Consider the following 25415-nt stretch of genomic DNA (forward strand, 5'->3'; position numbering starts at 1 on the left):
CGATAACACCCGACTGAGACGAAGAACACACGTGCTGGGCGATTTCGACACCCTGTCAAATCGGCTCCTGCCCCGGTAAAACCTACTCAGGAGGCCTGTTTTACCGCTGTGTTCAGCCTCAGCCGGTACCATGAACCCAGTAAAGAGCAGGTCCCGTTCGGCGGGACCTCTTGAAGTCTGTGTACGTACAGGCGGTCGACGGGACCGAGTCATCGGTACCGTGGGCCACCGGACCCTGTGGAAGGAGGCGAGCTGTATGAGCGTTATGGATCGCTTTGAGAAGCGCATCGAACGTTTCGTCAACGGGGCCTTCGCCAAGGTCTTCCGGTCCCAGGTCGAACCCGTCGAACTCGCCGGCGCCCTGCGCAAGGAAAGCGATACCCGTGCCGCCGTGGTCTCCCGCGGCCGCACGCTGACGGCCAACAGCTACGTCATCGAACTGTCCCAAGGCGACTACGAACGCCTGGGGCCCATCGAGGACGACCTGCGCCCGGAATTGCGCCAAGTGGTCGCAGAACACGCCGCGGAACAGGGCTATAGCTGTGTCGGACCCATAACGGTGTCATTCGAAATGGCAGACGACCTGGACACCGGCATGTATCGCGTCCGCGCGACCACCCGGCGCCCCGACGGCTCGCCCGCGGCCCAGCCGGCCAACCGGGGCGGTTACGATCCGCCATCGCGGGCCAACCCGATCGTCGCCGAGGCCTATGAGCAGTCCCAGGAGAACCGCGTGCGCTCAGGGGCCGGCAACACCTATCCCGGCCCCGCGGATTCCGCCGCGGCCGCTCGCCGCGCGGCCGGCGCCACCGGCTGCAAGTACTTCTTCACCGTCGACGTGGGCGATCGTAGCTACAACCTCAAACAGGGCACCACGGTCTTCGGCCGCTCCTCGAACAGCGCGGACATCGTCTTGAGCGATCCGGGGATCTCCCGCCGCCACTTCGAAATCACCGTCGACGGCAATCACGCCACCGCCAGTGACCTGGGTTCGACCAATGGCACCATGTTCGACGGCCGCCCCATCACCAGCATCACCCTGACCGACGGCGTCACCCTGGTCGCCGGCGACACCCATGTGACGTTCCATCAGACGGAAACCGGAGCGCAATGACTGAGCTGACCGTCGTCACCCTGCGTCTGGGATTCTTCGTCCTGCTGTGGCTGTTCGTGCTGATCACCGCGGTCGTTCTCACCCAGGACATCGTCTCCCCGCGGGGCAAGCGCAGAGCCGCCCGCGCCGCGAAGAAGGCCGCGCGCGCCGGCAAACCGGCAACCGCATCCGCACAGCCCCGCAGGGAGCCCGCACGCCAGTCGGCCCCACCGCCCGTCCCACCCACCCCGGCGGCGATGCCGCGCGAACTGGTCGTCACCTCGGGCCCCCTGGTGGGAGTCTCCGTGGCGCTGGGCACCTCGGCGATCAGCCTGGGCCGTGCCGGTGACAACACGGTCGTGCTCGAAGACGACTTCGCCTCCGGCCACCACGCCCGCGTCTACCCGGGCCCGCAGGGCTGGATCCTGGAGGACCTGGGCTCGACCAACGGCACCTTCCTCGGACAGCAGAGGGTGACCGGCTCCATCCAGCTGCCCACCAACGTCCCCCTGACCGTGGGACACACGACTCTGGAGCTTCGCACGTGACCAACGATTTCATGCTCCGCACGGCTGCCCGGTCGAACACCGGGCTGGTACGGAAGAACAACCAGGACTCCGGTTACGCCGGTCCGAACTTCCTGCTCATCGCCGACGGCATGGGCGGTCACGCCGGCGGCGACGTCGCCAGCGCCATCACCGTCTCCCAGCTGGAGCCGCTCGACCACCCGGACCAGGGCTCCGACGCGATGGAGAACCTGCGGTCGGCCATCCTCACCGCCAATGAGCGGATCACCAATACGGTGGCCACCCAGCACGAACTGGCCGGGATGGGCACCACCGTCACCGCCCTGCTGCGCAGCGGCGAACAGCTGGCCCTGGCCCACATCGGCGACTCCCGCGCCTATCTGCTGCGCGGCGGCATCCTGACCCAGATCACCTCCGACCACACCTTCGTGCAGATGCTGGTCGACGAGGGCCGCATCACCCCCGAAGAAGCCGAAACCCACCCGCAGCGCTCCGTCGTGATGCGTGTCCTGGGCGATGTGGGCCAAGCCCCCGAACTCGATATGTCCATCCGCGAGGCCCGCCCCGGCGACCGCTGGATGCTCTGTTCCGACGGCCTGACCGGCTTCGCCGACATCGACGAGATCTCCACCCGGATGGAGCAGATCGACGATCCCGGCGCCTGTGCCGACGCGCTGATCGACCTGGCCCTGGGCGGCGGTGGCGGCGATAACGTCACCGTGCTCATCGGCGATGTGGTCCCGGCCGACCGCGCCGGCCTACACACCCCGGGTGTTGCGGTGGGCTCCGTGGCGATCAACCCGCAGTACGCCCGGCTGGGCATCAGCGGCACCCCCACCGGGGCGATCCCGGAGGTCGACGATGCCTCCGAGGACGACACCGTCGGCCTGCCCCGGGCGAACCAACCGGCGCCGGCGGCCCTGCCGGACGATGCCTCGGCGGCAGAACCCGTGCCAGGGTTCCTCGCATCCGAGACCCCGGCAGCAACCGCTGCAGCCGAAACACCCGCCGAGGACGCTGCGCCCGCAGTGGCCGCCGCCGCACACGATTCCGCAGATGCCCACGCCGAGGCCGAGCGGGCCTGGCGCGAATCCGGAGCCCAGCCGGCCACCCAGCCCCTGGCCGCGGCTCAGCGGCCCGACGCGGGCCACGACGGTGGCGAACCGGCGGACTCCGAGTCCGCCGAGGACTCCCAACGTGCCGCCGCACGCTCCGCCGGCTCCGAGGACACCGGCTCCAAGGACGCCGCTTCCGAGGGCCGGATCCCCGCCTGGCGGCTGTCGGGCACCGAGGACGAGTCCGCGGACCAGGAACCCAAACACGTCAAGAACTCCAAGCACGCCGATTCCGCAGGGGCGGAAGCGGACGCACCCACCGCCCGCGAGCCCAAGCGCCGCCGCGGCCTGGCCGCCACCATCACCACACTCGCGGTGATCATCGTGTTGGCCGCTGCCGGATTCCTGGGCTGGCGCTATCTGCAGGCGCAGTACTACGTGACCGCCACCGACGGCCGGGTGGCCGTCTATTCGGGCGTCTCCCAGGACCTGGGCCCGTTCTCGCTGAGCAACCTGTCCGAAACCACCGATGTGCAGACGGCCGACCTCAGCGACTACTCCCGCGAACGACTGGACCAGACGATCCCGGCAACCTCCAAACAGGACGCCGACCAAATCGTCACATCGCTGCGTGAAGAGGCCCAACAGAACAGCCAGACCGGCAATGACATCAAGGGTGGCGCCACCGATGCGACCGCCAATGACCCCGCGCCCTCACAGGGCGGGGGTGACCAATGATGTCCGCCGCACCTTTGGCGGTGGACGCGGCGCAGGCCGAGTCCACGCCGCAGGAGCGCCCGCCGCACACCTACCGCTGGGTCGAACTGATACTGATCCTGGTAGCCGTGGGCATCAGCGCCCTGGCCTATGCCCTGGTGGGCATCGGCACCCAGGACACGGTCCCGGCCAATGTCTACGAATACACCGGCTGGCTGCTGGCCCTGGGCCTGGTCCTGCACATCATCACCTGGTGGCGGGCCAAGTACGCCGATCCCATCATCACCCCGGTCGCGGTGCTGCTCAACGGCCTGGGCCTGGCGATGATCTTCCGGATCGACCAGGCCACCCTGGGCCGCGAACACCCCACCCACGCAGCGCAGAACCAGCTGATCTGGATGACCCTGGGCTGCATTCTGGCCTGTGTGGTGATCTTCTTCCTGCGCGATCACCGGATCCTGCGCCGCTGGATTTACCTGTTCGGCCTGGCCGGCATCGTGCTGTTGCTCCTGCCCATGGTCCCCGGCCTGGGCAGAGAGGTCTACGGTGCCCGAATCTGGATCCACATCGGCTCGAATTCCTTCCAGCCCGGTGAGATCGCGAAGATCTGCATGGCGATCTTCTTCGCCGGCTACTTCAACACCTACCGCGATCAGCTGACGCTGGCCGGTAAAAAGGTCCTGGGCCTGCGCCTGCCGCGCCTGCGCGACTGCGGCCCCATGGCCATCGCCCTGGTCTGCGCCTTCGCCGTGCTGGTGGTGGAGAAGGACCTGGGCACCGCCCTGCTGTTCTTCGGCATGTTCGTCGCGATGCTCTACATCGCCACCGGTATCAAGACCTGGATCGTCATCGGCCTGGTGACCTTCGGTGCCGTGGCCTTCGCCGCCAGCCGCTTCTTCACCCATGTGCAGCAGCGCGTGGACGGCTGGCTGCACGCGCTGGACCCCGAACAGTACGACAAGCAGTTCGGCAATTCCTATCAGCTGGTCCAGGGCATGTTCGGCATGGCCCAGGGCGGGCTGGGCGGCACCGGCCTGGGCAAGGGCCGGCCGCAGATCGTGCCGATGGCCAACTCCGACTTCATCTACACCAGCCTGGGTGAGGAACTGGGCATGGTGGGCCTGTTCGCCATCCTGGTGCTCTACCTGATCTTCGTGCAGCGCGGCTTCAAGACCGCTCTGAAACTGCGCGACGGCTTCGGCTCCCTGCTGGCCGCCGGCCTGGCCTTCGCCGTGGCCCTGCAGGTGTTCACCGTGGTCGGCGGCGTGACCCGCCTGATCCCGCTGACCGGCCTGACCCTGCCCTTCATGGCAGCCGGTGGCTCGTCCCTGATCGCCAACTGGATCATCCTGGGCCTGCTGCTGCGCATCAGCGACTCGGCTCGCCGCCCCCTGTCCGAACTGCCCGCGGGCTCCCTGCGCGCGGCACCGGTGACCAGCGAGAACCCGATCGTCAGTGAGCGCGCCGCGGCCCGGGCCTCGGCGGATTCCGGCATTCTGCCCGCGGTAGCCCAACCGGTGGGCGACCCGTGGTCGCAGCCGGCCGAGGACGCACCCGGCTATGCCGACCCGTATGCCGCACCCGACCCGCAAGAGGACATGGCAACCGAGGCCTTCCCCGCCCTGCGCGCCCGTGCCCAGCACAGACTCGACGAGCAGGGCTACGACCAGTCCCAGTCCGAGCACTACAACCCGTACTCCAGCCCGCAGGAGACGAACCCCGATGGAGGTGAGAACCGATGATGAAATCACTGCGCCACGTCAGTATCGTGGTCCTGATCATGTTCGGTCTGCTCTTCGGTTCGACCAGCGTGCTCCAGTACGTGCAGGCCGACTCGTTGCGCGCCGATGGACGCAATTCGCGCACCCTGATCGACGATCTGTCCCGCCCACGCGGCCCGATCCTGATCGACGGCACCCCGATCGCCAAATCGGTGCCCGTGGACGACGCCTACAAGTACCAGCGCGAATACGGCACCGGCAAGTACCCGGCCGCCATGTACTCCAACCTGACCGGCTACTTCTCCATCACCTCGGGCACCTCGGGGCTGGAGAACAAGATGAACGGACTGCTCTCGGGCACCGACGACGCCCTGGCGTTCTCCCGGGTCCAGGACGTGCTCACCGGCGAACAGACCAGGGGCGCCGCGGTGGAACTGTCCATCGACCCCAAGGCGCAGAAGGCCGCCTGGGACGGACTGGGCGACCAGAAGGGCGCGGCGGTCGCCCTGGACCCCAAGACCGGGAAGATCCTGGCCATGGTCTCCAAGCCGGGCTGGAACCCCAATAAGCTGGCCACGCACGACCGCGACGCGGCCGTCAAGGCGGCGGAGAACTACAGCTCGGATCCCGAGAAGGCCTATTACAACCGCGCGATCGCCGGCAACCGCTATCCCCCGGGCTCGACCTTCAAACTGGTCACGGCCTCGGCTGCCCTGGAAGCCGGCAAGACGGAGGATTCGACCGTCGCATCGCCCAATCAGCTCAACATCGGCAGGTACTCGATGCGCAATGCCGGTGGCGAGACCTGCGGCGACGGCAAGACGACCACGATCAAGGACGCCCTGACGATCTCCTGCAATACCGCCTTCGCCAATCTGGGCATCGACAACGGCTACGACAAAATGCTGGCCCAGGCCAAGAAGTTCGGCTTCGAGAAGAGCAATCTGCAGATCCCGCTGGACGTCGTGAAGTCGGTCTTCCCGTCGACCAACGACGACAAGTCGATGCTGGCCAAGGCCTCGATCGGCCAGCAGGACGTGCAGGTCACCCCCTTGCAGGTCGCCATGGTATCCGCGGCGATCGCCAATCAGGGCACGGTGATGGAACCCCAGCTGATCAAGCAGGTGAAGAACCAGAAGACCCTCAAGGTCATCGAGAAGCCGGGCAAGAAGAGCATGGGCCGGGCGATCAGCAAGAAGACCGCCTCGCAGCTGACCGACATGATGGAAAGCGTCGTGGACAGGGGCACCGGCCGATCCGCACAGATCTCCGGAGTCAAGGTGGCCGGCAAGACCGGCACGGCCCAGCACGCGGAAGGTGGACATCCCCACGCCTGGTTCACCAGTTTCGCCCCGGCCGACGACCCACAGGTCGCCGTGGCCGTGGTCGTGGAGAACGGTGGCAATGCGGGCAGTGAGGCATCGGGCGGCCGGGTGGCCGGCCCGATCGCAAAGGACATGATGGAAGCGGTGATCGATAAATGAGACCTCAGCCGGGAACCGTGCTGGGCGGTCGCTATGAACTCACGAGCAAGATCGCCGTGGGTGGCATGGGCGAGGTCTGGAAGGGCCGCGACACCGTGTTGGAACGCGACGTCGCCGCGAAGATCATGAAGGAGGAGTACCTGTCCGACCCCGCCTTCCTGGCCCGCTTCCGTGCGGAGGCCAGGTCGATGGGCGCCGTTTCGGACCCCGGCATCGCCGGCGTCTACGACTACGGTGAGGAGAACGGCTCCCCCTATCTGGTGATGGAGTACGTCCCGGGCGAGGCACTGTCGAACATCCTCGACCGCAACGGCAAGCTCAGCGTGCCCGATTCCCTCGAGGTGGTGGCCCAGGCGGGCACCGCCCTGGGTGCCGCGCACAGGGCCGGGGTGGTCCACCGCGACATCAAGCCGGGCAATCTGCTCATCACCCCCGATTTCAAGGTCAAGATCACCGACTTCGGGATCGCCCGCGTGGCCGACCAGGCCCCGCTGACCAAGACCGGCCAGGTGATGGGCACGGCCCAGTACCTGGCACCGGAACAGGCCACGGGCAAGGGCTCCGTGCCCCAGTCCGACCTGTACTCCCTGGGCATCATCCTCTACGAGTGCCTGGTCGGCAAGCGCCCCTTCACGGGCGAGTCGCAGGTGGAGATCGCGATCGCGCAGGTCAACTCCCCGCCCCCACCGCTGCCCGATTCGGTTCCGCTGCCCGTGCGCCGACTGGCCGAGTGCATGCTTGCCAAGAAGCCCGAGCTGCGGCCTGCCAGCGGTTACGCCCTGGCCGAGGCCGCCCGCGCGCTGAAGGCCGGGGACTTCCCCGCTGCCGCCGCCGCGGTTCCGCAACTGGACCCCGGCTCGAATGGCACTCAGGCCGCGACCACGGTGATGCCGGCAGGCGGCGATGCGCCGACCACGGTGATGAATGCGACCGGAAGCCAGCCGACCACCGCCTACTCGCCGGCCACCGCGGTCAACCCCTCGGTGAACACCGGAGCCTATCAGCCCTATGCGCAGTACCCGGCGACCAATGCGACGGGCAATCTGCCGGTCGGCGGTGACGAGCCCGCGGCTCCCAAGAAGAAGTCGGCCGGCGCGATCGTGGGCCTCATCGTGGCGATCCTCGTCGTACTGGGGCTGCTCATCTGGGGCGGCACCGCGCTGCTGGGCAACCGCTCGGACGGCACGGCCACACCCGGGGCCGGCGCATCGGCGACCCCGGGGACCATCAAGCTGGACCCCGACGACTTCATCGGTTTGAGCAGGACGGCCGCCCGCAAGGAATTGAAGGATCTGGGGCTCAAGGCCAAGTTCAAAGAGACCAGCTCCTCTCAGGAGGCCGGCACCGTCATCCGGGTGGGCAAGAACGACGACGGGGAATACGAGTTCGAGGCCGGGGACACCGTCACCCTGACGATCTCCACCGGCGATTCCTCGGATTCCGACTCCTCCGGCTCCTCCTCATCCTCGGGTTCCAGCTCGTCGAGCTCGAACGGGTCCTCGTCCTCCAGCGGCTCGTCCAGTTCCTCTGGCTCTTCGAACAGCAGCTCGTCCTCCGGGTCCAGCTCGTCGAGCTCGAACGGGTCCTCGTCCTCCAGCGGCTCCTCACGGTCCTCCGGTTCCTCCGATGACGAGGGCACCTCGGATTCCGAGGGCAGCAGCTCGTCGAGCGGGTCCTCGAAGTCCTCCGGTTCCTCCGATGACAACGGCGACGACGATGGCTCCGACAGCGGTTCCGATGGTTCAGATGAGGGCCAGGACGGGTCCTCGGGTTCTGGTGGGTCGAGCTCCAGTGCGAACGGGTCCTCGTCGTCTGGGTCGTCGAGCAATGCCAACGCGAGTGCCGACGACACCGGCGGCTCCGGGAACAACGGTGAGGCTGCCAAGGCCGACAAGGGTTCAAGCGGCACCGACGACTGAGGACCGCAACCGGTCCCATATGACAGGATGACCCTACAGGATTCGGAACTGACCGATTGGTGAAAGGAAAGCGCACGTGACTGGCGAACGGCTGTTATCCGGGCGATACGAGGTCCGGCAGTTGCTGGGCCGCGGCGGCATGGCGGAAGTCCATGCCGGCGTGGACACCCGGCTGGGACGCCGCGTGGCCATCAAACTACTGCGCTCCGATCTGGCCCGCGATCCGTCCTTCCACGAACGCCTCAAGCGCGAGGCGCAGTCCGCGGCGGGCCTGAACCATCCCGGCATCGTCGCGGTCTACGACTCCGGCGAGGAAACTCTGGTCGAATCCGGCGGTTCCGAGGTCCAGGTCCCCTTCATCGTGATGGAGTACGTGGAGGGCCAGACCCTGCGCCAGGTGCTCAACGAGCACGGCCACCTCACCATCTCCGAGGCCCTCGACGTCACAGCGGGCGTCCTGGCGCCGCTGGACTACAGCCACCGCAACGGCATCGTCCACCGCGACATCAAGCCGGGCAATGTGATGCTCACGCCCGAGGGCGATATCAAGGTGATGGACTTCGGCATCGCCCGCGCACTCGAGGACACCGGCAGCCTGACCGGCACGCAGTCGGTCCTGGGCACCGCGCAGTACCTTTCGCCCGAGCAGGCCCGCGGTGAACTCGTCGACGCGCGCTCCGACCTGTATTCGACCGCCTGTCTGCTCTACGAGCTGCTGACCGGCCGCCCGCCGTTCAAAGGCGATTCGCAGCTGGCCGTTGCCTATCAGCACGTGGGCGAGGCGCCCCAGCCGCCGTCCGCCTTCAACCCCGAGATCCCGGAGCACGTCGACCGGCTGGTCCTGCACGCCCTGGAGAAGGACCGCGACCACCGGTACCAGGACGCCTACACATTCCGCGAGGACGTGCTGGCGGCCAGGGATGGCCGGCCCATGACGATCGACGTGCCGGGCCAGACCTCGGACACGGGCTATGCCGCGGGTGCGGCAGGTGCCGCGGCGGGGTTCGCCGCCGGCGATGCCGCCACCCAGGTGTTCAACCAGACGCAGGCCTATGGCTCCCAGGGCGACCCCTACGGCTCGCAGGGGCAGCAGTACGGCTCGCAGGGCCAGCCCTATGGTTCACAGGGCCAGCCCTACGGTTCGGCACCGTCCACGCAGTACATGCCGCAGGCCGCTGAGTCCGTCGGCAGCGCCGGACCCTACGATCCGAACCAGCCAGGGCAGTTCGCCACCGTGGGCACCGGCTACGCCCAGCAGGTGCATCCGGAGACCAGCGGCATGTCCACTCTGCCCAATCGCGAGGAGGACTATGCCTCCTCGCGCCGCAAACGCGGCTGGATGTGGGGACTAGCCGCGGTCCTGGTGATCGTGCTGGCGGGCCTGGGTGGCTGGGTCTACGTGATGACCAAGGGCCCGGAGCCCTTCGCCCTGGAGAACCTGAAGTCCAAGAGCACCGCGGAGGCCAAGCAGTACCTGCAGGACAACGGCCTGAACTCCCAGACGAAGGAGACCCACGACGACAAGGTCGACGAGGGCGATATCGTCAAGACCGACCCGACCGCCGGGACCGAGGTCACTGCCGGGCAGACGGTCACCCTCTACGTTTCGACCGGCCCCGATGTGGTCGATGTCCCCGATGTCGCAGGCGATACCGAATCCCTGGCCAGGCAGCGGCTGACCGATGCCGGTCTGAAGGCCGGGGCCAATGAGGAGAAGACCTCCCCGGACAAGGAGAAGGGCACCGTCCTGTCCACCAACCCCAAGAAGGGCAAGGAGGTCAAGCGGCAGTCGACGGTGGACCTGGTGATCTCCAACGGCAAGGTCGATGTCCCCAGCGTCACCGGCCAGAAGCAGGAAGAGGCCTGCGAGACGCTGCGCGGCAAGAAGTACCAGCTCGAGTGCAGCGTGAAGGTCGTCGAGACCGAGGACCACAAGGCCGGCGAGGTCTACGAACAGTCCGTCAACGGCGGCAATACGGTGGACCAGCACTCGACGATCACGATCACGGTCGCCAAGGCAAAGCCGAAGCCCACTCCGCCGCCCACGCCCTCGCAGGCACCCATCCCCACCACGGGGATCCTGCCGGGCACCACGCAGCACGGGCCGGGTAGCGGCGGCTGGTGGACGGGCAACCGCTGAGGCGGGCCCTGGGCTCTGCGGAACGGGCACCATGGAATATCCAGCGGGAATATTCCATGGTGCCCGTGTCTTTACATATGTAAAACGTGAGGCCAAGCCGGGAAACCGCGCGGCCCAGAATAAGGAGTCACGATGACAGACAAAGCACCTGCAGCCTTCGGCCCCGCCGGATTCGACACCCGCGCCCGCGGCGGCATCACCAATGTGACGACTTTGGGCACCGGTGTGCTCGGCTCGCAGATCGCCTTCCAGACTGCCTACGCCGGCTTCACGGTCACGGCCTATGACATCGATGAGGCCGCCGTCGCCGCCGGTGCCACCCGCTTCGACGCACTGGTGGGCACCTATGCCGAGGCCTTCGGCGATCCGGAAGCGGCCGCCGCCGCCCGCACGCGCATCACCGTCACCCACGACCTGGCAGCGGCCCTGTCCGACGCCGACCTGGTGATCGAGGCGGTCCCGGAAAGCCCCGCGATCAAAACCTCCACCTGGGAACAAGTGGGCAAGCTGGCCCCGGCCAAGACCCTCTTCGCCACGAACTCCTCGACCCTGCTGCCGTCGAGCTTCAAGGACGCCACCGGCCGGCCCGAACAGTTCCTGGCCCTGCACTACGCCAATGAGATCTGGGCGCACAACACCGCGGAGATCATGGGCACCGCGGATACCCGCGCGGATGTCTACGATCGCGTAGTCGAATTCGCCACGGCCCAGGGCATGGTGCCGATTCGGATCCACCGCGAACAGCCCGGCTATGTGCTCAACTCCCTGCTGGTGCCCCTGCTCAACGCCGCCGGCAACCTGCTGGTCGACGGCATCGCCGAGCCCGAGGACATCGACCGGGTCTGGAGGATCGGCACCGGTGCGCCCAGCGGCCCCTTCGAGATCTTCGATGTCGTCGGCCTGACCACCGCCTACAACATCTCCACGATGGGCGATGAGGCATCCCAGCGCTTCGCCGACTACCTCAAGACAAACTACATCGACCAGGGCAAGCTGGGCCGGTCCTCCGGCGAGGGGTTCTACCGCTACGGGGACTGAGCAGTCACTTCAGTCCGCTCCCCTTCCCGTGAGCAGTCACTTTGGTCTGGAATCCGGGTGATTTCTCAGACCAAATCGCCTGCTCACTCGGGGGCGCCTCAGCCCAAAGCGGCCGCCGAGGCGATCGGCGAACGGCCGGCGGCCCGCTGCGCGGCCTCGGGCAGCCCGGCCGTGGCCAGGAAGTTCCCGACCATGAGATATCCGTCCTGGGTCAGCACGGATTCCGGGTGGAACTGCACCCCGGCCAGGGGCGCGGTGCGATGCTGGATCGCCATCACGATGCCGTCCGCGGTCTGCGCGGTGACCTCGAAGACGTCGGTCGGCAGGGTCGTGTCGACGATCGCCAGGGAATGGTAGCGGGTGACCGTCACGGGGTTGCGGACCCCGGCGAAGATCCCGGTGCCCGTATGCGTGATCTCAGAGGTCTTCCCGTGCATCAGCTGCGGTGAGTGGGCCACGGTGGCGCCGAAAACCTCGCCCAACGCCTGGTGTCCCAGGCACACGCCGAACAGCGGCTTCGAGTGCTCAGCGCACCAGCGGATCACGTCCGGGCACACGCCGGAGTCCGCCGGCGTGCCGGGTCCCGGCGAGATGAGCACTCCGGCGAACCCGGGCAGGTAGGCGTCCAGGTCCTCGGCCCCGATGTCGTCGTTGCGGATCACCGTGGTGACCGCGCCGAGTTCCTGCAGATAGCCCACCAGGGTATAGACGAAGCTGTCGTAGTTGTCGATGACCAGGATCTGCGTCTTCGGCATCTCAGGCCCCCTCCTCGGTGCCGACGGTGGCGTTGTTGAACGGCATGAACGGAGCGATCAGCGGGAACACGTACTCCATCAGAACGTAGACCGCCGCGACCACCAGAGCCAGACAGATGAGCAGCTTGATGAACCAGTTGCCGGGCAGGGCACGCCAGATGAGTTCGTACATCACTTGCCCCCGGCGGTCTTGTAGGCGGGGCTGTCCTTGATGGTATCGGGCGGACCATCCGCCGCCGGGTGGAAGTCCGACAGCGTCGCATACGCGATATAGCGTTCCCTGGCCGAGAACATCGGATTACATGCGGTCAGCGTCATGATGCGGTCCTTGCCGTGATACTCGGGGAAGCCGGGGACGGGGTCCAGGACGTCCACCTTGTCCGGCAGCACGATGTCGAAGTTGCGGAAGGTGTACGTGTAGTAGCCCTCCTTGGTCTGGACGACGATGTCGTCGCCCGGGCGCAGCTCCGCGATCTGGTTCAGCGGCTTACCATAGGTCACGCGGTGACCGGCGATCGCGAAATTGCCCTTTTCGCCCGGCATCGCGGCTCCCGGGTAGTGCCCGGTGCCCATCCGGTTGAGCACCGGTTCCATCGCCACACCCTCGGCGATCGTGCGGTAGTAGCGGTCACCGAAACGCGGGATGTAGAGGATGCCGAAGCCCTTGTTCTCCGCCGGCGGCTCGCCCACCACAGGGTGGTCGGGATCGCCCTTGGCCTGTGGTTTGTCATCCTGCCAGTCGTTCTGCAGCTGGGCGGTCAGATCGCGGTTGTCCTGATCGGCTGCGATGTCGGTCCACCACAGCTGCCAGCCGACGAACAGGATGAGCACCAGGCCCAGTGTGATGCACAGTTCGCCGAAGGTGCGCACGCTCCCGCGGAAGAATCCCAGGGGCTCGGGCTCGGACTTCCCGCCGCCGTTTCCCCGGCCGCCTCCCGCCGCGCCCGGTTGTCCTGCTAGCGGCTGTATTGCGGGCACGGGTCCCGCGCCCGGCACGTACTGTGCTGCGGGTGCGTACTGCTCTGCTGGGTACTGTTCAGCGGGCGGGTACTGCGCGGCCTGGCCGGCTGGCACTGCGGCGGGGAACTGCTCGGTTGCCGGGAACTGCTGGGCGACCGGTGGCAGGTACTGAGTTGCGGCATCGGGCATGTGCTGTGCCGCGGCGGGATCCGTGCCCTGCTGCGTGTAGGTGCTCTGCTGCGCATAGGGGTCGGGTTGGATCGGAATGGGCGCGGTCGAGTGAGCGCGCCGAATATTCAGGGGCGAAGCAGATGCGGAGCGCCCGTCGGGGGCCTGAGCCTCTGCCGGCACAGCGCCCGCTTGGGGCTGCGGCTCATTGTTCGACTGCGGTGTTTCCCGCTGTGCTGCCGCGGGGTCCGGGGATTCGACGCCGGCAGCGGCAGCGGCGCGTTCACGCGCGATGCGCTCACGGCGAGTGAGGGGTTGGTCCACGGAGTGCACTTTCGGTAGGTCAGCTCTTAGTCCATACTAAGACCTTTCCCTGAACGCCGCCCAGCCGCCGCGCCAGGTCATACCGCCCCTTTAGGGCCGCCTAAGACGGACATGCGCATTCGTGGCACAACCGTTAGACTCGGGGCGTGCGTACCGAGTACAGCCAAGACGGCGCCCGGTACTGAGCATGGAATACGCGGAACACGCGGCATGGATCTTCACTGAGGAGTATTGTGGCCAACTCTAATTCGACGGGCAAGGCGGACGACGTCAAGGAAACCGTCGACGACAGCGCTCTGGTCGACGGGGCCACGGCCGCAGACGCCAAGGCGAAGTCCTCGGCCAAGAACGAAACCGAGGATTCCAAGGAAACGGCTGCCTCCAAGGACAAGGCGGCGGCCCGTTCCAAGGCCCGCCAGGAGTCCAAGTCCGGCAATCCGGCCAAGCGTTCGGAGGCCCGGAAGAAGGCCACCTACAACTCCGCGGAGAACCAGGCGGCGCTCAAGCCCAATGGCCGTTGGTTCGTCCCCACGATGCTGTCGGTCTTCGCGATCGGCCTGCTGTGGCTCATCGTCTTCTACATTTCGCAAGGCGCCTGGCCCGTCGAGGCCTGGGGCAACTGGAACCTGCTGGCGGGCTTCGGCATCATCGTCGTCGGCCTGGGCATGACCACCCGCTGGCGGTAGGGGCCGGTGGCCCCCTCACCTCGGAGCCCCTCCGACTTCCGGCTGCTGGCCGATAGGCCCCTGTGGATCCGACTCATCGCCCTGTACGTGGGGCTGGTGTTCTTCGGGACCTCGTGCGGGCTGATGATCCAGGCCGGACTGGGCAATATGCCCTGGGACGTCCTGCACCAGGGACTGTCCAACTACCTGCCGTTGAGCGTCGGCGCGATCGCCGTCATCCTCTCCCTGGTCGTTCTGCTGCTGTGGATTCCACTGCGGCAGCGCCCCGGCCTGGGAACCATCTCCAACGCACTACTGGTGGGCACCTTCATCTCCGTGACCATGGCCGTGGTCCCGCCGGCGCACGCCCTGTGGCTGCAGATCACCTATATGGTGTCCGGGATCGTGATCAACGCGGTCGCCACCGTCCTCTACATCGTGCCGAACTTCGGGCCCGGACCCCGTGACGGTCTGATGACGGGGCTGGTCGAGGCCACGGGCAAGCCGGTGTTCGCGGTGCGCACCACGATCGAGGTCGTCGTGATGGCCGCCGGCTGGCTGCTGGGCGGGCGCTTCTTCATCGGCACGATCCTCTACGCCCTGGCCATCGGCCCGCTGACCCAGCTGATGTTGCGCCTGGCCGTCAGGCTGTTCGGTCCGGCCGACCCGCTGACCTCCGACGAAGCCTGAGCGCGAGGAAGTAGGCGCCGCCCAGCACGAAGCCGGTGATCAGCCCACCCAGGTGGGCCTCCCAGGCCACCTGCGGATCGAACAGCGGGTAGAGCGCGCCCAACAGGATGAACACGAGCACGCCGCTCCAGTTGCGGTCCAACCGCCGGGTCGGGACCAGCAACACGCCCACCAAGCCGTACACCGCGCCCGAGGCGCCGACGAACACGGTGCCCGGTGACACCTCGGCCGGCCACAGGATCGACAACAGCAGTGGGCACAGGGACCCGCCCAGTGCGGCCACCAGGTAGGTGCCCAGCACGAAGAAGCGGCCGAGCGACTTCTCGAGGAAGCCGCCGAAGAAGTACAGGCCCACCATGTTGAACAGCAGGTGGGTGGGACCGGCGTGGACCAACACCACGGTCAGCGCGCGCCAGGGCTCGACGGCCGTCAGCGCCGGCACGAACGCCAGGCGGGAGGCGAGCCCGGCGCCCGGCAGCAGGTTCGCCAGATAGGCCAGGACGGTCAGCGCCACCAAGGACAGGGTGACAATGGGCGCGCCCCGCCACCTGCGTGATGAGGTGGCGGGGCGCGGGGTTTCGCTCACGGGAGTGACCGGGTCGGACTGCGGCGGGCCTCAGGCCTGGGGCAGGACCTCGACCGTCTCAATGAATGCGGGTTCCGCCGGGGCATCCTGGAAGCCGGTCTTGACGGCTTCGAGGGCGTCGACGACCTTCTTCGACTCATCGTCGGCGACCTCGCCGAAGATGGTGTGCGCACCGTTGAGGTGCGGGGTGGGAACGGTGGTGATGAAGAACTGGCTGCCGTTGGTGCCCTTCTTCACCCGGTTGCCGAAGGCGTCCAGGCCCACGCGGGTTCCGGCGTTGGCCATGGCCAGCAGGTAGGGGCGGTCGAACTGCAGTTCGGGGTGGATCTCATCGTCGAACTGGTAGCCGGGGCCACCGGTGCCACGGCCCAGCGGGTCGCCGCCCTGGATCATGAAGTTCTTGATGATGCGGTGGAACTTCACACCATCGTAGAACGGGGTGGGGTTCGTCCGACCGGCGTCGTCCTTGTACTCCTTGGAGCCGTCGGCCAGGCCGACGAAGTTCGCGACGGTCTTGGGGGCGTGATTGCCGAACATGTTCAGCTTGATGTCGCCCAGATTCGTGTGCAGGATGACCTGCTGCGTGGAGATACTCATGCCCCTATTCTTCCATGCGCACCCCGCCGTAGACGTCCAGCCCGCGTTCAGCTGGGCGCGCAATGCCACCGAAAACCCCGCACCGCCCCCGCTGTACAAGGATGTGCGCGAGGACTTGTGCGGAACTTTCCAGCTCGGCAGGCGGAATCCGGACCATAAACGGCGGGCGGATGAATAGACTAGGGGTAACAGTTTTTCCACGTTGGAGGGTGAAATGTTCAAAAAGGCCGGCCAGAAGAACAGCCGCAAGCTGCTGTCGAACAATGTTTCCGACGTCGTCACCGGCGTGACCGAGGCGGTCCGCGAGGGCTCCGCCCAGGCGATCGAGAAGAGCAGCCCCTATCTGGAGAAGGCCAACGCCTTCCTGCACGAAACGGCGGAACGCCTGCACGCCGCCGCCGACGATGCCCGCCCCAAGGTCACCGCCGCACTGGAAACGGGCAAACAGCGGGCGACCGAGGCCGTCTCGGATGCCCGCGGCCAGCTCGACGCCCGCTACGGCGACCAGATCGCCGACGCATCCGTCGAGCTGACCCGCAAGCGCGGAAAGCTGCTGGCGCAGTCCGGTGACCAGCTGACCCGCCTGTCCTCACTGGTCGCCGGCGCCAAGACCCCCGCCGCCGTGACGGATCTGGCGACCAGGCTGACCGGGGACAAGAAGGCCGTGAAGAAGGCGCAGAGCGCTTTGGCCGAACGCGGCAGGGAACTGGCCAAGGCAGCCAAGAAGCAGGCGAAAATCGACGCCAAGGCCGGCAAGAAGGGCGGCCGTTGGTTCATCTGGGTCCTGTTCCTGGGTGCGGCCGGCCTGATCGGCTACTTCGTCTACAAGGCGCTCAAGCCGGTCGAGGACCCCTGGTCGACCCCGCTGCCGGGCAACCGCCCCGCCGATGCCCGTCCGGTCGGTTCGACCCCCGCTTCGGAGGCTGCCAAGCCCACCGTGACCAAGGTTGAAGAGCCCACCGCGGACGACGACGCCGAGGAAGTCGAAGCCGAGGTCGAAGAGAAGTAACCCTCGCCAGTACCTCCCGGTACCTTCCCCGCCCCGCTCCCCCGCGATGAGCAGTCACTTTGGTCTGCCTCCTCTCGATGAGCAGTCACTTTGGTCTGGAATCTGAGTGATTTCTCGGACCAAAGTGACTGCTCACGCAGGGCGGACCGACCAAAGTGACTGCTCATGAGAGGGGCGGAGGGCTGGTGCGGAGATAACGTCGCATAGACGCCGAGGCCGCACTCGGGTTCCGTTTTCACGGAACCCGAGTGCGGCCTCGGCGTTTGGGAGGGCCGGCAGCCCGCGGGACCCGGCCCGCCCGGGGCCCAGCTCACCCCGGGACCCGGCCGGCCCGGGAAATTCAGCGGCCCGGCAGGACCAGACCGGCCGACCCTGTCGTCATACGACCGTTGGAGCCCGGCTTCAGGTCGATCGGATCGCCGTACCAGGTCATACCCTCCGGGAAGTCCACCGGATCCCATTCGAGTGCCTGCCAGTCCGGATCGAAGATCTGGTAGCCGCCGGAGTACAGCTCCACACGGTGGCCCGAACCCGGGTCGAACACGTAGAGGTACATGGCCTGGCCGATCCCGTGCTTGCCCGGGCCCACGCCGATCTTGACGTCCAGGTCGGCCAGCACATCGGCCGCGGTCAGCGCATCGGAGAAGTTCTCCAGGTTGAACGCGACGTGGTGCAGCTGTGTGTTCAACTCGCTCTGGTTGGCCACCATCGCCAGGTCGTGGACCTGACTGGTCACGGACATCCAGGAGGCCATCACGGTGGTGGGGTGCTCCGGCAGCATCGCGAATTCGCGGCGCTTGAAGCCCAGCGTGTCACGTACCCAGGATTCCGCCTGGTTGATCTTGCCCGGTTCGGCCTGCACATTGTAGTGATCGATCCGGCGCACACCCAGACCGCGGCGGCGCGAGGAGTTCGACGGCAGTTTGGAGCGGATCGCCTCGGGTGCCAGGGGCTTGTCGATGTCGTAGTACAGCTCGAAGGGGTGCAGGCTGCCCGGAACCTGGAAGCGCACCGCGGTGCCGCGGCCCGATTCGGTGCCGGCGGGGACCTCGATGGCCTCGATTTCCTGCGCGGCCAGTTCGGCTGCGAACAGTTCGACGTCCTGCGGGCGGGCGACCCGGAAGCTGTAGGAGTTGACGATGTTCTCGTCCTGCTCGGTCAGCACCAGGGAGTGGTGGCCCAGTTCCATATAGCAGCGCAGGTAGGACACATTGCCCACGCGTTCGACTTCCTCCATGCCCAGGGTGTCGCGGAAGAAGCTCAGCGACTTCTCCAGGTCCTTGGTGCCGAGGTTGATGGTGCCGCACTGGGCGATCTGGGGACCCGGATCGTACCGGTCTGCCAGCTTGGTCATGGTGTTCTCCTTCTGTGGGGATTGGAATATAGGGTGCGCCGGGCCGTAGACGCTGACGGCGCCGGCGCCGCGCCGTCAGCGCTGGGCCATATGGTGCTTGAGGTAGTTCACGATGACCTCGTTGAACTCGTGGGAGCGTTCCACCTGCGACCAGTGACCGCACTGGCTGAAGATATGGGCGTCCGCATGGGGTACGACCTGCAGGATCTCCCAGGTCCGCGACACCGGAATGACCACGTCCTGCATCCCGTGGATCAGCAGTACGGGCACGTCCAGTTCCGCCAGCACCTCGAAGTCCAGGGGCAGTGCGCTACGGTCACGGTCACGGGCCGCCACGACCTGAGCCAAACGGTCCGAGGCCGTGTCGTTGAGCGCGGAGTGGTAACGCAGGGTGACCAGCTCATCGGTGATCAGGGACTTGTCGACGACGAAGGACTCCAGGGTGTTGCGGATACCGGCTTCGGTCAGCACGGGGTTGGAGTGGCTTTTCAGCGCCCCGGTCAGCTGCGCACCGCCGGTGCCCATGGACACGATTCCGGCCAGGCGTTCGGGATGGTCGATGGCGAACTGGAAGGCCACCCAGCCGCCCAGCGAATTGCCCACCAACCAGGTCTTCGCAATGCCCAGGGCGTCGAGCACGCGCACCGCGTGTTCAACCCAGGCCTTGATCCCGTACTCGGTCCCGGGAGCCACGACCGTCTGCCCGTAGCCGATCGAGTCGATCGCAATGCAGCGACCGGCCGCGGACAGTTCCGGCAGGTTCAACCACCAGTTCGCCGCGGCGGTGACGCCGGTTCCCGAACCGTGCAGGAACAGGATCGCCTCCCCGGTGCCCAGTTCGTGATAGTGGGTCAGTTCGCCCGGGGCGGTTTCCAACCATTTGTCCGCCAGGCCGAAGAACTCATCGGTCGTATAGTCTGGGGTCTTCACTGTCTGCTGCTGTGTCATGCCGGCGCACCTTCCTTCTGGGCCACCAAATCCAGGGCGATATCGGTGATCATGTCCTCCTGGCCGCCCACCAGTTTGCGCGCGCCGACCTCCATCAGGATGCTGCGCGCGTCCAGTCCGTAGATCTCCGCGGCGCGTTCGGCGTGGCGCAGGAAGCTGGAGTAGGCACCCGCATAGCCGACCGTCAGGGTTTCGCGGTCCACTCGCACCGGGCGCACGTGCAGGGGCCGGATCAGGTCCTCGGCAGCGTCCTGCAGGGCGAACAGGTCCGCCCGGGGCTCCCAACCCTGGAGTTCGGCCACCGCGACGAAGGGCTCGATGGGCGTGTTTCCGGCACCGGCACCGTGCCCGGCCAGGGAGGCGTCGACGCGGAAGGCGCCCTCTTCTAAGGCCGCGATCGAGTTCGCCACGGACAGCGAGAGGTTTTCGTGGGCGTGAATGCCGATCTGAGTGTCCGCGTCGAGCACATCGCGGTAGGCGCGCACGCGCTCGCGCACCCCGTCCATCGTCAAACGGCCGGCCGAATCGGTGATGTAGACGCAGGCCGCACCGTAGGACTCCATGAGTTTGGCCTGTTCGGCCAGCGACTTCGGGTCGTTCATATGGGCCATCATCAGGAAACCGGAGACGTCCATACCCCATTCGCGGGCGGTGGAGATGTGCTGGGCCGCAACGTCGGCCTCGGTGCAGTGCGTGGCGATGCGCACGGAGGTCACACCCATGTCGTAGGCCCGACGCAGGTCCTCCAGGGTGCCGACGCCGGGCAGCAGCAGGGTGGTCAGGCGCGCGTTCTTCACCACGGGGGCCACGGCCTCGATCCATTCCCAGACCGTGTTCGAACCGGGCCCGTAGGTCAGCGAGGTGCCGGACAGGCCATCGCCGTGGGCCACCTCGATCGCGTCGACGCCGGCGGCGTCCAGGGCCGCTGCGACTTCGGCCGCCCGTGCCGGGGTGATGCGGTGACTCAGCGCGTGCATACCGTCGCGCAGGGTCACATCCTGTAGGTAGAACTTGGCCGCGTTCACGCCGCCGCCTCCTGTCGGTTGGCGACCAGGCGTTCGGCCGTGCGCAGCGCCGCCGAGGTCATAATGTCCAGATTGCCCGCGTATTCGGGCAGGTACATGGCAGCTCCCTGCACCTCCAAGAACACGCTGATGCGGGTGTAGGCGTCGCGGCGCCGCCGGGTCGGGACCAGGACGTCCAGCTCGGAGCCCTCGTCGAGGAACTGCACGTCCTGTTTCAGCCGGTAGCCTGGCACGTATTCGGCAACCCGGGCGACCTGTGCGGTCACCGCCGCGCGCACCTCGGCGCGCCCGGCCTCGTCGAGGCGATCGGTCACGGCCAGGACCGTATCGCGCATGATCATGGGCGGTTCTGCGGGGTTGAGCACGATGATCGCCTTGCCGCGGGCGGCTCCCCCGACTTCTTCGATGGCCGCCGAGGTGGTTTCGGTGAACTCGTCGATGTTCGCCCGGGTGCCCGGACCGGCCGACTTCGAGGCGATCGAGGCGACGATCTCCGCATAGTGCACGGGTGCCACCGAGTTGATCGCGGCGATCACCGGGATCGTCGCCTGTCCGCCGCAGGTGACCATGTTGACGTTTGTGTGTTCCAGGGCGGCATCCAGGTTGACCACCGGGACCACATAGGGCCCGATCGCGGCGGGCGTGAGGTCCACCAGCTGTTTGCCGTAGGGTTCCAGGGCCGCGGCGTTGGCCTTGTGGGCGCCGGCCGAGGTCGCGTCGAAGACGACCTCGATATCGTCGAACCCGTCCAGGGCGATCAAACCCTGCACGCCGTCTGCGGTGGTGGGTACGCCCAGTCGCGCGGCCCGGGCCAGGCCGTCTGAGGTCGGGTCGATACCGACCATCGCACCCATTTCCAGGGTGTCGGACAGGTGCATGATCTTCAGCATCAGATCGGTGCCGATATTGCCCGATCCGATGATCGCGGCTTTGACCTTGGCCATCAGGCCTCCTTCTGTTCCGGCTGGGCCGGGGTGGGTTCGAGGGTCGAATCAGGGGTGGACACGGTGGCGGAGACGCTGCCCAGGCCGACGATCTCCGCTTCGATCCGGTCGCCTGCGTGCAGTAGGGCCATGGGGCCCAGGGCACCGGAGAGCACCACTTCACCGGCCTGCAGGGGCCGGCCCAGCTCGAGCGCGGTCTGCGCGACCCAGACCAGGGCTGCCAGGGGGTCGCCGAAGCAGTCCGCGCCGGTGCCGGTGGAGGCGACCGTACCGTTGATCCTGGTGGTCATGGACACCGCCGCGGTATCGACTTCGGCCAGGGGTTTGATCGTCGAGCCCAGGACGTACAGGGCCGAGGAGGCGTTGTCGGCGACCGTGTCGACGATCGTGATGTCCCAGTCGCGAATCCGGCTGTCGACGATCTCCAGGGCCGCGACGACTCCGGACACCGCGGCCCGCACGGCCTGCGGGGAGGCGTCGGTGACCTCGGAGCCCAGGATGAAGGCGACTTCGGCCTCGACCTTCGGGGCGATCAGCGCGGACCCGTCGATAACACCGGCGTCGGCGATTTCCATATCGGCCAGCAGGACGCCGAAGTCCGGCTGGTCGACGCCCAGTTGGGCCTGGACGGCGGGGCTGGTCAGGCCGACCTTGCGGCCCACCCGCGGGTTCGTCGCCGCTTCGCGACCGGTCACGACGAGTTCCTGGACCAGGTAGGCCTCCGTCAGGGCAGCGGGGTCGTCCACCCCGCCCAGGGCGTCCACCACGGGGGCGATTCCGGTACGGGTCGTCTGGGCCGCGGCCAGGGCTGCGGCAGTCTGGGTGCGCAGCTGTTCGCTTGTCATGCGTTCTCCTTCAGGGAATTGACTGCCCGCGGGTCCGCAAGGCCTGCGTCGATCAGCCGGTCGGCGGTCAGTCGCATGGCCGTGGCCTGGGTCGTCTGGGTAGCGGCGTCCGGGCTCACGGGGACGATATGGGCGGCGGCGAACAGGGCCGACGCGGTGCGAGCGGCATCCTGGGTCAGGCAGGCCGCTGCGATGAACCGGTCGGGGCGGACGAACAGCACGGGGGTGGGGCGCTCGTCGAACCAGCGCTTGCACACGCCGTTAGTGTCGGCGACCACAACGGAATTCGGGTCCTCGGGCGGGTCCAGTTCACATCCGGCGGCGGGCCGAATCGATACGAAGGTCGTGCCCAGGCGGCGCAGGGTGGCGCGCTGGGCCGCGGAGAAGTGGCGTTCGGGATTGCCGCCCCATTCGAGTACGGCCCAGTTGTAGCCGATCACGTCGTCGAGTTTGGCGGGACCGTCCGGGGTGCCGACGGTCGGCTGGATGACCTGGGTGCCCACGGGCGAGTCCAGGGTGTTCGCGGACTTGTGCGCGATCAGGCGCGGGGTCATCTTCGCGGCGGCCCGGCCGGGGGTGAAGGTCGAGGGGTCGACGATCGCGCCCGTGGTGTAGCGGGGCATCGGCTTGTACTTCATCTGGGCGAAGTACTGCTTCGTCTGCTCCGAGAGGTTCAGCACCGCGAAGGCCGCATCGCGCAGGCCCGCGGTCAGGGCGCGAGTCGGCTTGACCATTCTGCCGAAGGTCGTCGACAGGTCGATCATCGCCTTGGCGTGATCCTTGCGTTCGGCCGTATAGGTGTCCAACAGCCCGGACCCGGCGTAGCCCTTGACCACGGCGGCCAGTTTCCAGGCCAGGTTCGTGGCATCGCGCTGGCCGGAGTTCCAGCCCTGACCCTGCCATACCGGCATCAGGTGCGCGGCGTCGCCGATGACGAAGATCCGACCCTTGCCGAAGGACCCGGCGATGCGCGAATGGTGCGTGTAGACGCGAGCGCGGATCAGGTCGACGTTGTGCGGATCGGTCACATGGTCGGCCATCAGGCCGGCCACGAAGTCCTGATCCTGGACCAGTTCGTCGGGTTCGTGGTCGAACAGCAGGAATTCGAACCGGCGGATCGACTGGGGCAGCGCCAGGGACACGTAGGGGCGTTTCGGGTCCCCGCCCAGGAACACGTTGGGCGTGCCGATGGGATCGTTGCGCAGGTCGACGACGAGAAAGCGGGTGGAGGGGGACTGCCCGTCGAAGCTGACGCCCAGGTGCTTGCGCACGGGTGACTTGCCCCCGTCGGCGCCCACCAGGTAGGACGCGCGCAGTGTTTCGGGGCCGGTGGACGTTTCCACCGTCACCGCCACGGTGGTGCCGTCGTCGGCGAAGGCCGTGGCCTTGGCGCCGAAGCGCACATCGACGTTTTCGAAGCGGGACAGGCCCTCGTAGAGGACCCGGTCGACCAGTGGCTGGTTGAAGGCGTTGCGGCGGGGCCAACCGAATTCGCGGGTCCCCGGTGCCATTTCGAGCATGGTCTTGCCGCGGCCGTTGACCAGCCGCATGATGTGCTGCGGTGTGGTGTAGGGCAGGGCGTTGTCGACCACGCCGATGGTCTGCAGGGTGCGCAGGGATTCGTCGTCGATTCCCACACCGCGGGGGAAGTCGATGAGTTCGTCACGGGCTTCGAGCACGATGACGCGGATGCCGGCTTTGCCCAGCAGGTTCGCGGCGGACAAACCGGCGGGCCCGGCGCCGACGATGATGACATCGGCGTCGAGGCCGGTCTGCGGGCCCGCGGTGCGGCCGGTCTGTGGGCCGGGGGGTGCGGGTGGGGATGAGGTCATCCTTGACTCCTGAGGGGACTAGCGCGACTCATATATGTGCACATATCGCACTCAAAGGTGCACTATGTGATTCTCATGCAGTGTATGTCGCACCCTCGGGAGCTTGTCAAGACGGAGTCGGCGGGTACCGGGGGTAGCGCCCACCCGGGCGCGCCGCAGGTGGCGCAGCAAGTGGCGCAGCAGGCGGCGGGCAGGGCGTGAAAAAGGGCGGCGTGAACGAATGATTCGTTCACGCCGCCCCACCAACAGCGATTCGGGCCGAACCGCGAGGTTTCAGCCCGGTTTACTCCAGTGCGGTCAGCTGCGCGATCCGCTCGGCCGCCCGTAGCATCGCCGGCACAGCCGACTCGGCGACGTCCTCGCGATAGGTGATGAGGTTCAGACATGCACGCAGATGAGAATCGACCCCGTGCAGCGGCACCGCCACACCATAGGCACCCGGTTCGACCTCGGCGAAGGTCTGGACCCACCCCTGTTCCCGCGCCCGGGTCACGACCTCGCGCTCACCCGGGGCCGCCGGAGCCAGGGCACTGAGCGCAACCCCCGCCGCACCCCGGTCCAGGGGGTGGCGACTACCCTCGGCGAAGACCAGCCGATATCGGGCCTTGGCCGAGGTGACCACAGCAAGGGCCACCGCCTCGTCGTGTTCGACGACCAGCAGGCTCATCGTCGATTCCAGTTCGTCGGCCACCTGGCGGATCACCGGCAGCGAGACCTGGCGCAGCGCCGCATACGCCCCGGATGCCAGACCCACCAGACCACTGGCCCCGCGATAGCGCCCATCGGAGCCACGGGCCACCAGGCGATAGTCACTCAGGGTCTGCAGGATTCGCGAGGCGATGGTGCGGTGGATCCCCGCGGACTCGGAAACCTCCTGGACCGTCATCCCCGTTCGCGCCGCGGCCACCGCGCGCAGCACATTGAGCCCCCTGGCCAGGGTCTGCGTTCCCGCATGCGTTCTCTCATTCATCACCGTCCATTTTAAGGCTTGACAAGATGAGGACTCGGCCGCGAAACTG

23 protein-coding genes are annotated in these 25415 nt (G+C 67.2%); 11 read left to right on the forward strand and 12 right to left on the reverse strand.

Features of this window, described 5'->3' with window-relative positions:
- Positions 1-256 precede the first annotated feature (256 nt).
- The 8 genes from NQ034_RS09325 to NQ034_RS09360 all read left to right on the forward strand — a co-directional run bounded on the left by NQ034_RS09325 (position 257) and on the right by NQ034_RS09360 (position 11694).
- Positions 257-1114, forward strand: a complete 858-nt coding sequence (locus NQ034_RS09325; RefSeq protein WP_257048477.1) for a DUF3662 and FHA domain-containing protein — start codon at positions 257-259, stop codon at positions 1112-1114.
- Complete coding sequence (locus tag NQ034_RS09330; RefSeq protein ID WP_257048478.1) at positions 1111-1641, forward strand: FHA domain-containing protein FhaB/FipA; 531 nt, start codon at positions 1111-1113, stop codon at positions 1639-1641. The genes NQ034_RS09325 and NQ034_RS09330 overlap by 4 nt, the downstream gene beginning before the upstream one ends.
- Positions 1638-3413 (forward strand): PP2C family protein-serine/threonine phosphatase, encoded by a 1776-nt coding sequence (locus tag NQ034_RS09335; RefSeq protein WP_257048479.1) that lies wholly within the window; start codon positions 1638-1640, stop codon positions 3411-3413. Before NQ034_RS09330 ends, NQ034_RS09335 begins: the two co-directional genes overlap by 4 nt.
- A complete protein-coding gene (locus tag NQ034_RS09340) occupies positions 3413-5134 on the forward strand; it encodes an FtsW/RodA/SpoVE family cell cycle protein (protein WP_257048480.1) in 1722 nt (573 codons plus the stop codon). Before NQ034_RS09335 ends, NQ034_RS09340 begins: the two co-directional genes overlap by 1 nt.
- The gene (locus NQ034_RS09345) at positions 5131-6597 is read left to right on the forward strand and encodes a peptidoglycan D,D-transpeptidase FtsI family protein (protein WP_257048481.1); all 1467 of its coding nucleotides are present in this window, start codon (positions 5131-5133) and stop codon (positions 6595-6597) included. The genes NQ034_RS09340 and NQ034_RS09345 overlap by 4 nt, the downstream gene beginning before the upstream one ends.
- A complete protein-coding gene (locus NQ034_RS09350; protein ID WP_257048482.1) occupies positions 6594-8516 on the forward strand; it encodes a protein kinase domain-containing protein in 1923 nt (640 codons plus the stop codon). Before NQ034_RS09345 ends, NQ034_RS09350 begins: the two co-directional genes overlap by 4 nt.
- A 76-nt stretch (positions 8517-8592) precedes the next feature.
- The gene (pknB, locus tag NQ034_RS09355; protein ID WP_257048483.1) at positions 8593-10656 is read left to right on the forward strand and encodes a Stk1 family PASTA domain-containing Ser/Thr kinase; all 2064 of its coding nucleotides are present in this window, start codon (positions 8593-8595) and stop codon (positions 10654-10656) included.
- 132 nt (positions 10657-10788) lie between these two features.
- Entirely contained in the window at positions 10789-11694 is a 906-nt protein-coding gene (locus tag NQ034_RS09360; protein WP_257048484.1) for a 3-hydroxyacyl-CoA dehydrogenase, read from the forward strand.
- 98 nt (positions 11695-11792) lie between these two features.
- Here NQ034_RS09360 and NQ034_RS09365 read toward each other — a convergent pair whose 3' ends face one another.
- The 3 genes from NQ034_RS09365 to NQ034_RS09375 are packed head-to-tail and all read right to left on the reverse strand — an operon-like array spanning position 11793 to position 13901.
- Positions 11793-12449 carry an anthranilate synthase component II gene (locus NQ034_RS09365; RefSeq protein ID WP_257048485.1) on the reverse strand — a complete coding sequence of 219 codons (657 nt, stop codon included), beginning with the start codon at positions 12447-12449 and terminating at the stop codon, positions 11793-11795.
- A gap of 1 nt (position 12450) precedes the next feature.
- Positions 12451-12621: a hypothetical protein gene (locus NQ034_RS09370; protein ID WP_257048486.1), complete on the reverse strand. Its 171-nt coding sequence runs from the start codon at positions 12619-12621 to the stop codon at positions 12451-12453.
- Positions 12621-13901 (reverse strand): class E sortase, encoded by a 1281-nt coding sequence (locus tag NQ034_RS09375; protein ID WP_257048487.1) that lies wholly within the window; start codon positions 13899-13901, stop codon positions 12621-12623. Before NQ034_RS09375 ends, NQ034_RS09370 begins: the two co-directional genes overlap by 1 nt.
- A 233-nt stretch (positions 13902-14134) precedes the next feature.
- Between NQ034_RS09375 and NQ034_RS09380 the strand changes: the two genes are divergently transcribed.
- The gene (locus NQ034_RS09380) at positions 14135-14587 is read left to right on the forward strand and encodes a cell division protein CrgA (protein ID WP_257048488.1); all 453 of its coding nucleotides are present in this window, start codon (positions 14135-14137) and stop codon (positions 14585-14587) included.
- A 6-nt stretch (positions 14588-14593) separates the two neighbouring features.
- A complete protein-coding gene (gene yczE / locus NQ034_RS09385) occupies positions 14594-15256 on the forward strand; it encodes a membrane protein YczE (protein ID WP_257048489.1) in 663 nt (220 codons plus the stop codon).
- Here yczE and NQ034_RS09390 read toward each other — a convergent pair.
- Positions 15210-15842 carry a rhomboid family intramembrane serine protease gene (locus tag NQ034_RS09390; RefSeq protein WP_257048490.1) on the reverse strand — a complete coding sequence of 211 codons (633 nt, stop codon included), beginning with the start codon at positions 15840-15842 and terminating at the stop codon, positions 15210-15212. The two genes, yczE and NQ034_RS09390, sit on opposite strands and share 47 nt — an antisense overlap.
- Before the next feature lie 30 nt (positions 15843-15872).
- Positions 15873-16439, reverse strand: coding sequence for a peptidylprolyl isomerase (locus NQ034_RS09395; protein WP_257048492.1), 567 nt, complete (start codon positions 16437-16439; stop codon positions 15873-15875).
- 214 nt (positions 16440-16653) lie between these two features.
- Here NQ034_RS09395 and NQ034_RS09400 point away from each other — a divergent pair, with 214 nt between their 5' ends.
- Positions 16654-17448 (forward strand): hypothetical protein, encoded by a 795-nt coding sequence (locus NQ034_RS09400; RefSeq protein WP_257048493.1) that lies wholly within the window; start codon positions 16654-16656, stop codon positions 17446-17448.
- A 340-nt stretch (positions 17449-17788) separates the two neighbouring features.
- Here NQ034_RS09400 and NQ034_RS09405 read toward each other — a convergent pair whose 3' ends face one another.
- From NQ034_RS09405 to NQ034_RS09435, 7 genes are all read right to left on the reverse strand, one after another.
- On the reverse strand, positions 17789-18802 hold the full coding sequence (locus NQ034_RS09405; protein ID WP_257048494.1) for a VOC family protein: 1014 nt from the start codon (positions 18800-18802) through the stop codon (positions 17789-17791).
- 75 nt (positions 18803-18877) lie between these two features.
- Positions 18878-19750 (reverse strand): alpha/beta fold hydrolase, encoded by an 873-nt coding sequence (locus NQ034_RS09410; RefSeq protein WP_257048496.1) that lies wholly within the window; start codon positions 19748-19750, stop codon positions 18878-18880.
- Positions 19747-20775 (reverse strand): 4-hydroxy-2-oxovalerate aldolase, encoded by a 1029-nt coding sequence (dmpG, locus tag NQ034_RS09415; protein ID WP_257048497.1) that lies wholly within the window; start codon positions 20773-20775, stop codon positions 19747-19749. Before dmpG ends, NQ034_RS09410 begins: the two co-directional genes overlap by 4 nt.
- Positions 20772-21719, reverse strand: a complete 948-nt coding sequence (locus NQ034_RS09420; RefSeq protein WP_257048498.1) for an acetaldehyde dehydrogenase (acetylating) — start codon at positions 21717-21719, stop codon at positions 20772-20774. The genes dmpG and NQ034_RS09420 overlap by 4 nt, the downstream gene beginning before the upstream one ends.
- The gene (locus tag NQ034_RS09425) at positions 21719-22564 is read right to left on the reverse strand and encodes a 2-keto-4-pentenoate hydratase (protein WP_257048499.1); all 846 of its coding nucleotides are present in this window, start codon (positions 22562-22564) and stop codon (positions 21719-21721) included. Before NQ034_RS09425 ends, NQ034_RS09420 begins: the two co-directional genes overlap by 1 nt.
- Positions 22561-24396 (reverse strand): bifunctional 3-(3-hydroxy-phenyl)propionate/3-hydroxycinnamic acid hydroxylase, encoded by a 1836-nt coding sequence (locus tag NQ034_RS09430; protein ID WP_257048500.1) that lies wholly within the window; start codon positions 24394-24396, stop codon positions 22561-22563. The genes NQ034_RS09425 and NQ034_RS09430 overlap by 4 nt, the downstream gene beginning before the upstream one ends.
- A 283-nt stretch (positions 24397-24679) precedes the next feature.
- Positions 24680-25366, reverse strand: a complete 687-nt coding sequence (locus NQ034_RS09435; protein WP_257048502.1) for an IclR family transcriptional regulator — start codon at positions 25364-25366, stop codon at positions 24680-24682.
- Positions 25367-25415: the final 49 nt, after the last annotated feature.

The organism is Brevibacterium moorei, from assembly GCF_024580735.1.
Classification (GTDB): domain Bacteria; phylum Actinomycetota; class Actinomycetes; order Actinomycetales; family Brevibacteriaceae; genus Brevibacterium; species Brevibacterium moorei.

Bases quoted from the DNA above. Each gene is read 5' to 3' on its own strand.
- NQ034_RS09330 (WP_257048478.1), top strand. From the start codon at position 1,111: ATGACTGAGCTGACCGTCGTCACCCTGCGTCTGGGATTCTTCGTCCTG.
- NQ034_RS09425 (WP_257048499.1), bottom strand. From the start codon at position 22,564: ATGACAAGCGAACAGCTGCGCACCCAGACTGCCGCAGCCCTGGCCGCG.
- NQ034_RS09395 (WP_257048492.1), bottom strand. From the start codon at position 16,439: ATGAGTATCTCCACGCAGCAGGTCATCCTGCACACGAATCTGGGCGAC.
- NQ034_RS09430 (WP_257048500.1), bottom strand. From the start codon at position 24,396: ATGACCTCATCCCCACCCGCACCCCCCGGCCCACAGACCGGCCGCACC.
- NQ034_RS09350 (WP_257048482.1), top strand. From the start codon at position 6,594: ATGAGACCTCAGCCGGGAACCGTGCTGGGCGGTCGCTATGAACTCACG.
- NQ034_RS09370 (WP_257048486.1), bottom strand. From the start codon at position 12,621: ATGTACGAACTCATCTGGCGTGCCCTGCCCGGCAACTGGTTCATCAAG.
- NQ034_RS09340 (WP_257048480.1), top strand. From the start codon at position 3,413: ATGTCCGCCGCACCTTTGGCGGTGGACGCGGCGCAGGCCGAGTCCACG.
- NQ034_RS09360 (WP_257048484.1), top strand. From the start codon at position 10,789: ATGACAGACAAAGCACCTGCAGCCTTCGGCCCCGCCGGATTCGACACC.
- NQ034_RS09405 (WP_257048494.1), bottom strand. From the start codon at position 18,802: ATGACCAAGCTGGCAGACCGGTACGATCCGGGTCCCCAGATCGCCCAG.
- NQ034_RS09420 (WP_257048498.1), bottom strand. From the start codon at position 21,719: ATGGCCAAGGTCAAAGCCGCGATCATCGGATCGGGCAATATCGGCACC.
- NQ034_RS09325 (WP_257048477.1), top strand. From the start codon at position 257: ATGAGCGTTATGGATCGCTTTGAGAAGCGCATCGAACGTTTCGTCAAC.
- NQ034_RS09400 (WP_257048493.1), top strand. From the start codon at position 16,654: ATGTTCAAAAAGGCCGGCCAGAAGAACAGCCGCAAGCTGCTGTCGAAC.
- NQ034_RS09410 (WP_257048496.1), bottom strand. From the start codon at position 19,750: ATGACACAGCAGCAGACAGTGAAGACCCCAGACTATACGACCGATGAG.
- NQ034_RS09365 (WP_257048485.1), bottom strand. From the start codon at position 12,449: ATGCCGAAGACGCAGATCCTGGTCATCGACAACTACGACAGCTTCGTC.
- NQ034_RS09435 (WP_257048502.1), bottom strand. From the start codon at position 25,366: ATGAATGAGAGAACGCATGCGGGAACGCAGACCCTGGCCAGGGGGCTC.
- NQ034_RS09345 (WP_257048481.1), top strand. From the start codon at position 5,131: ATGATGAAATCACTGCGCCACGTCAGTATCGTGGTCCTGATCATGTTC.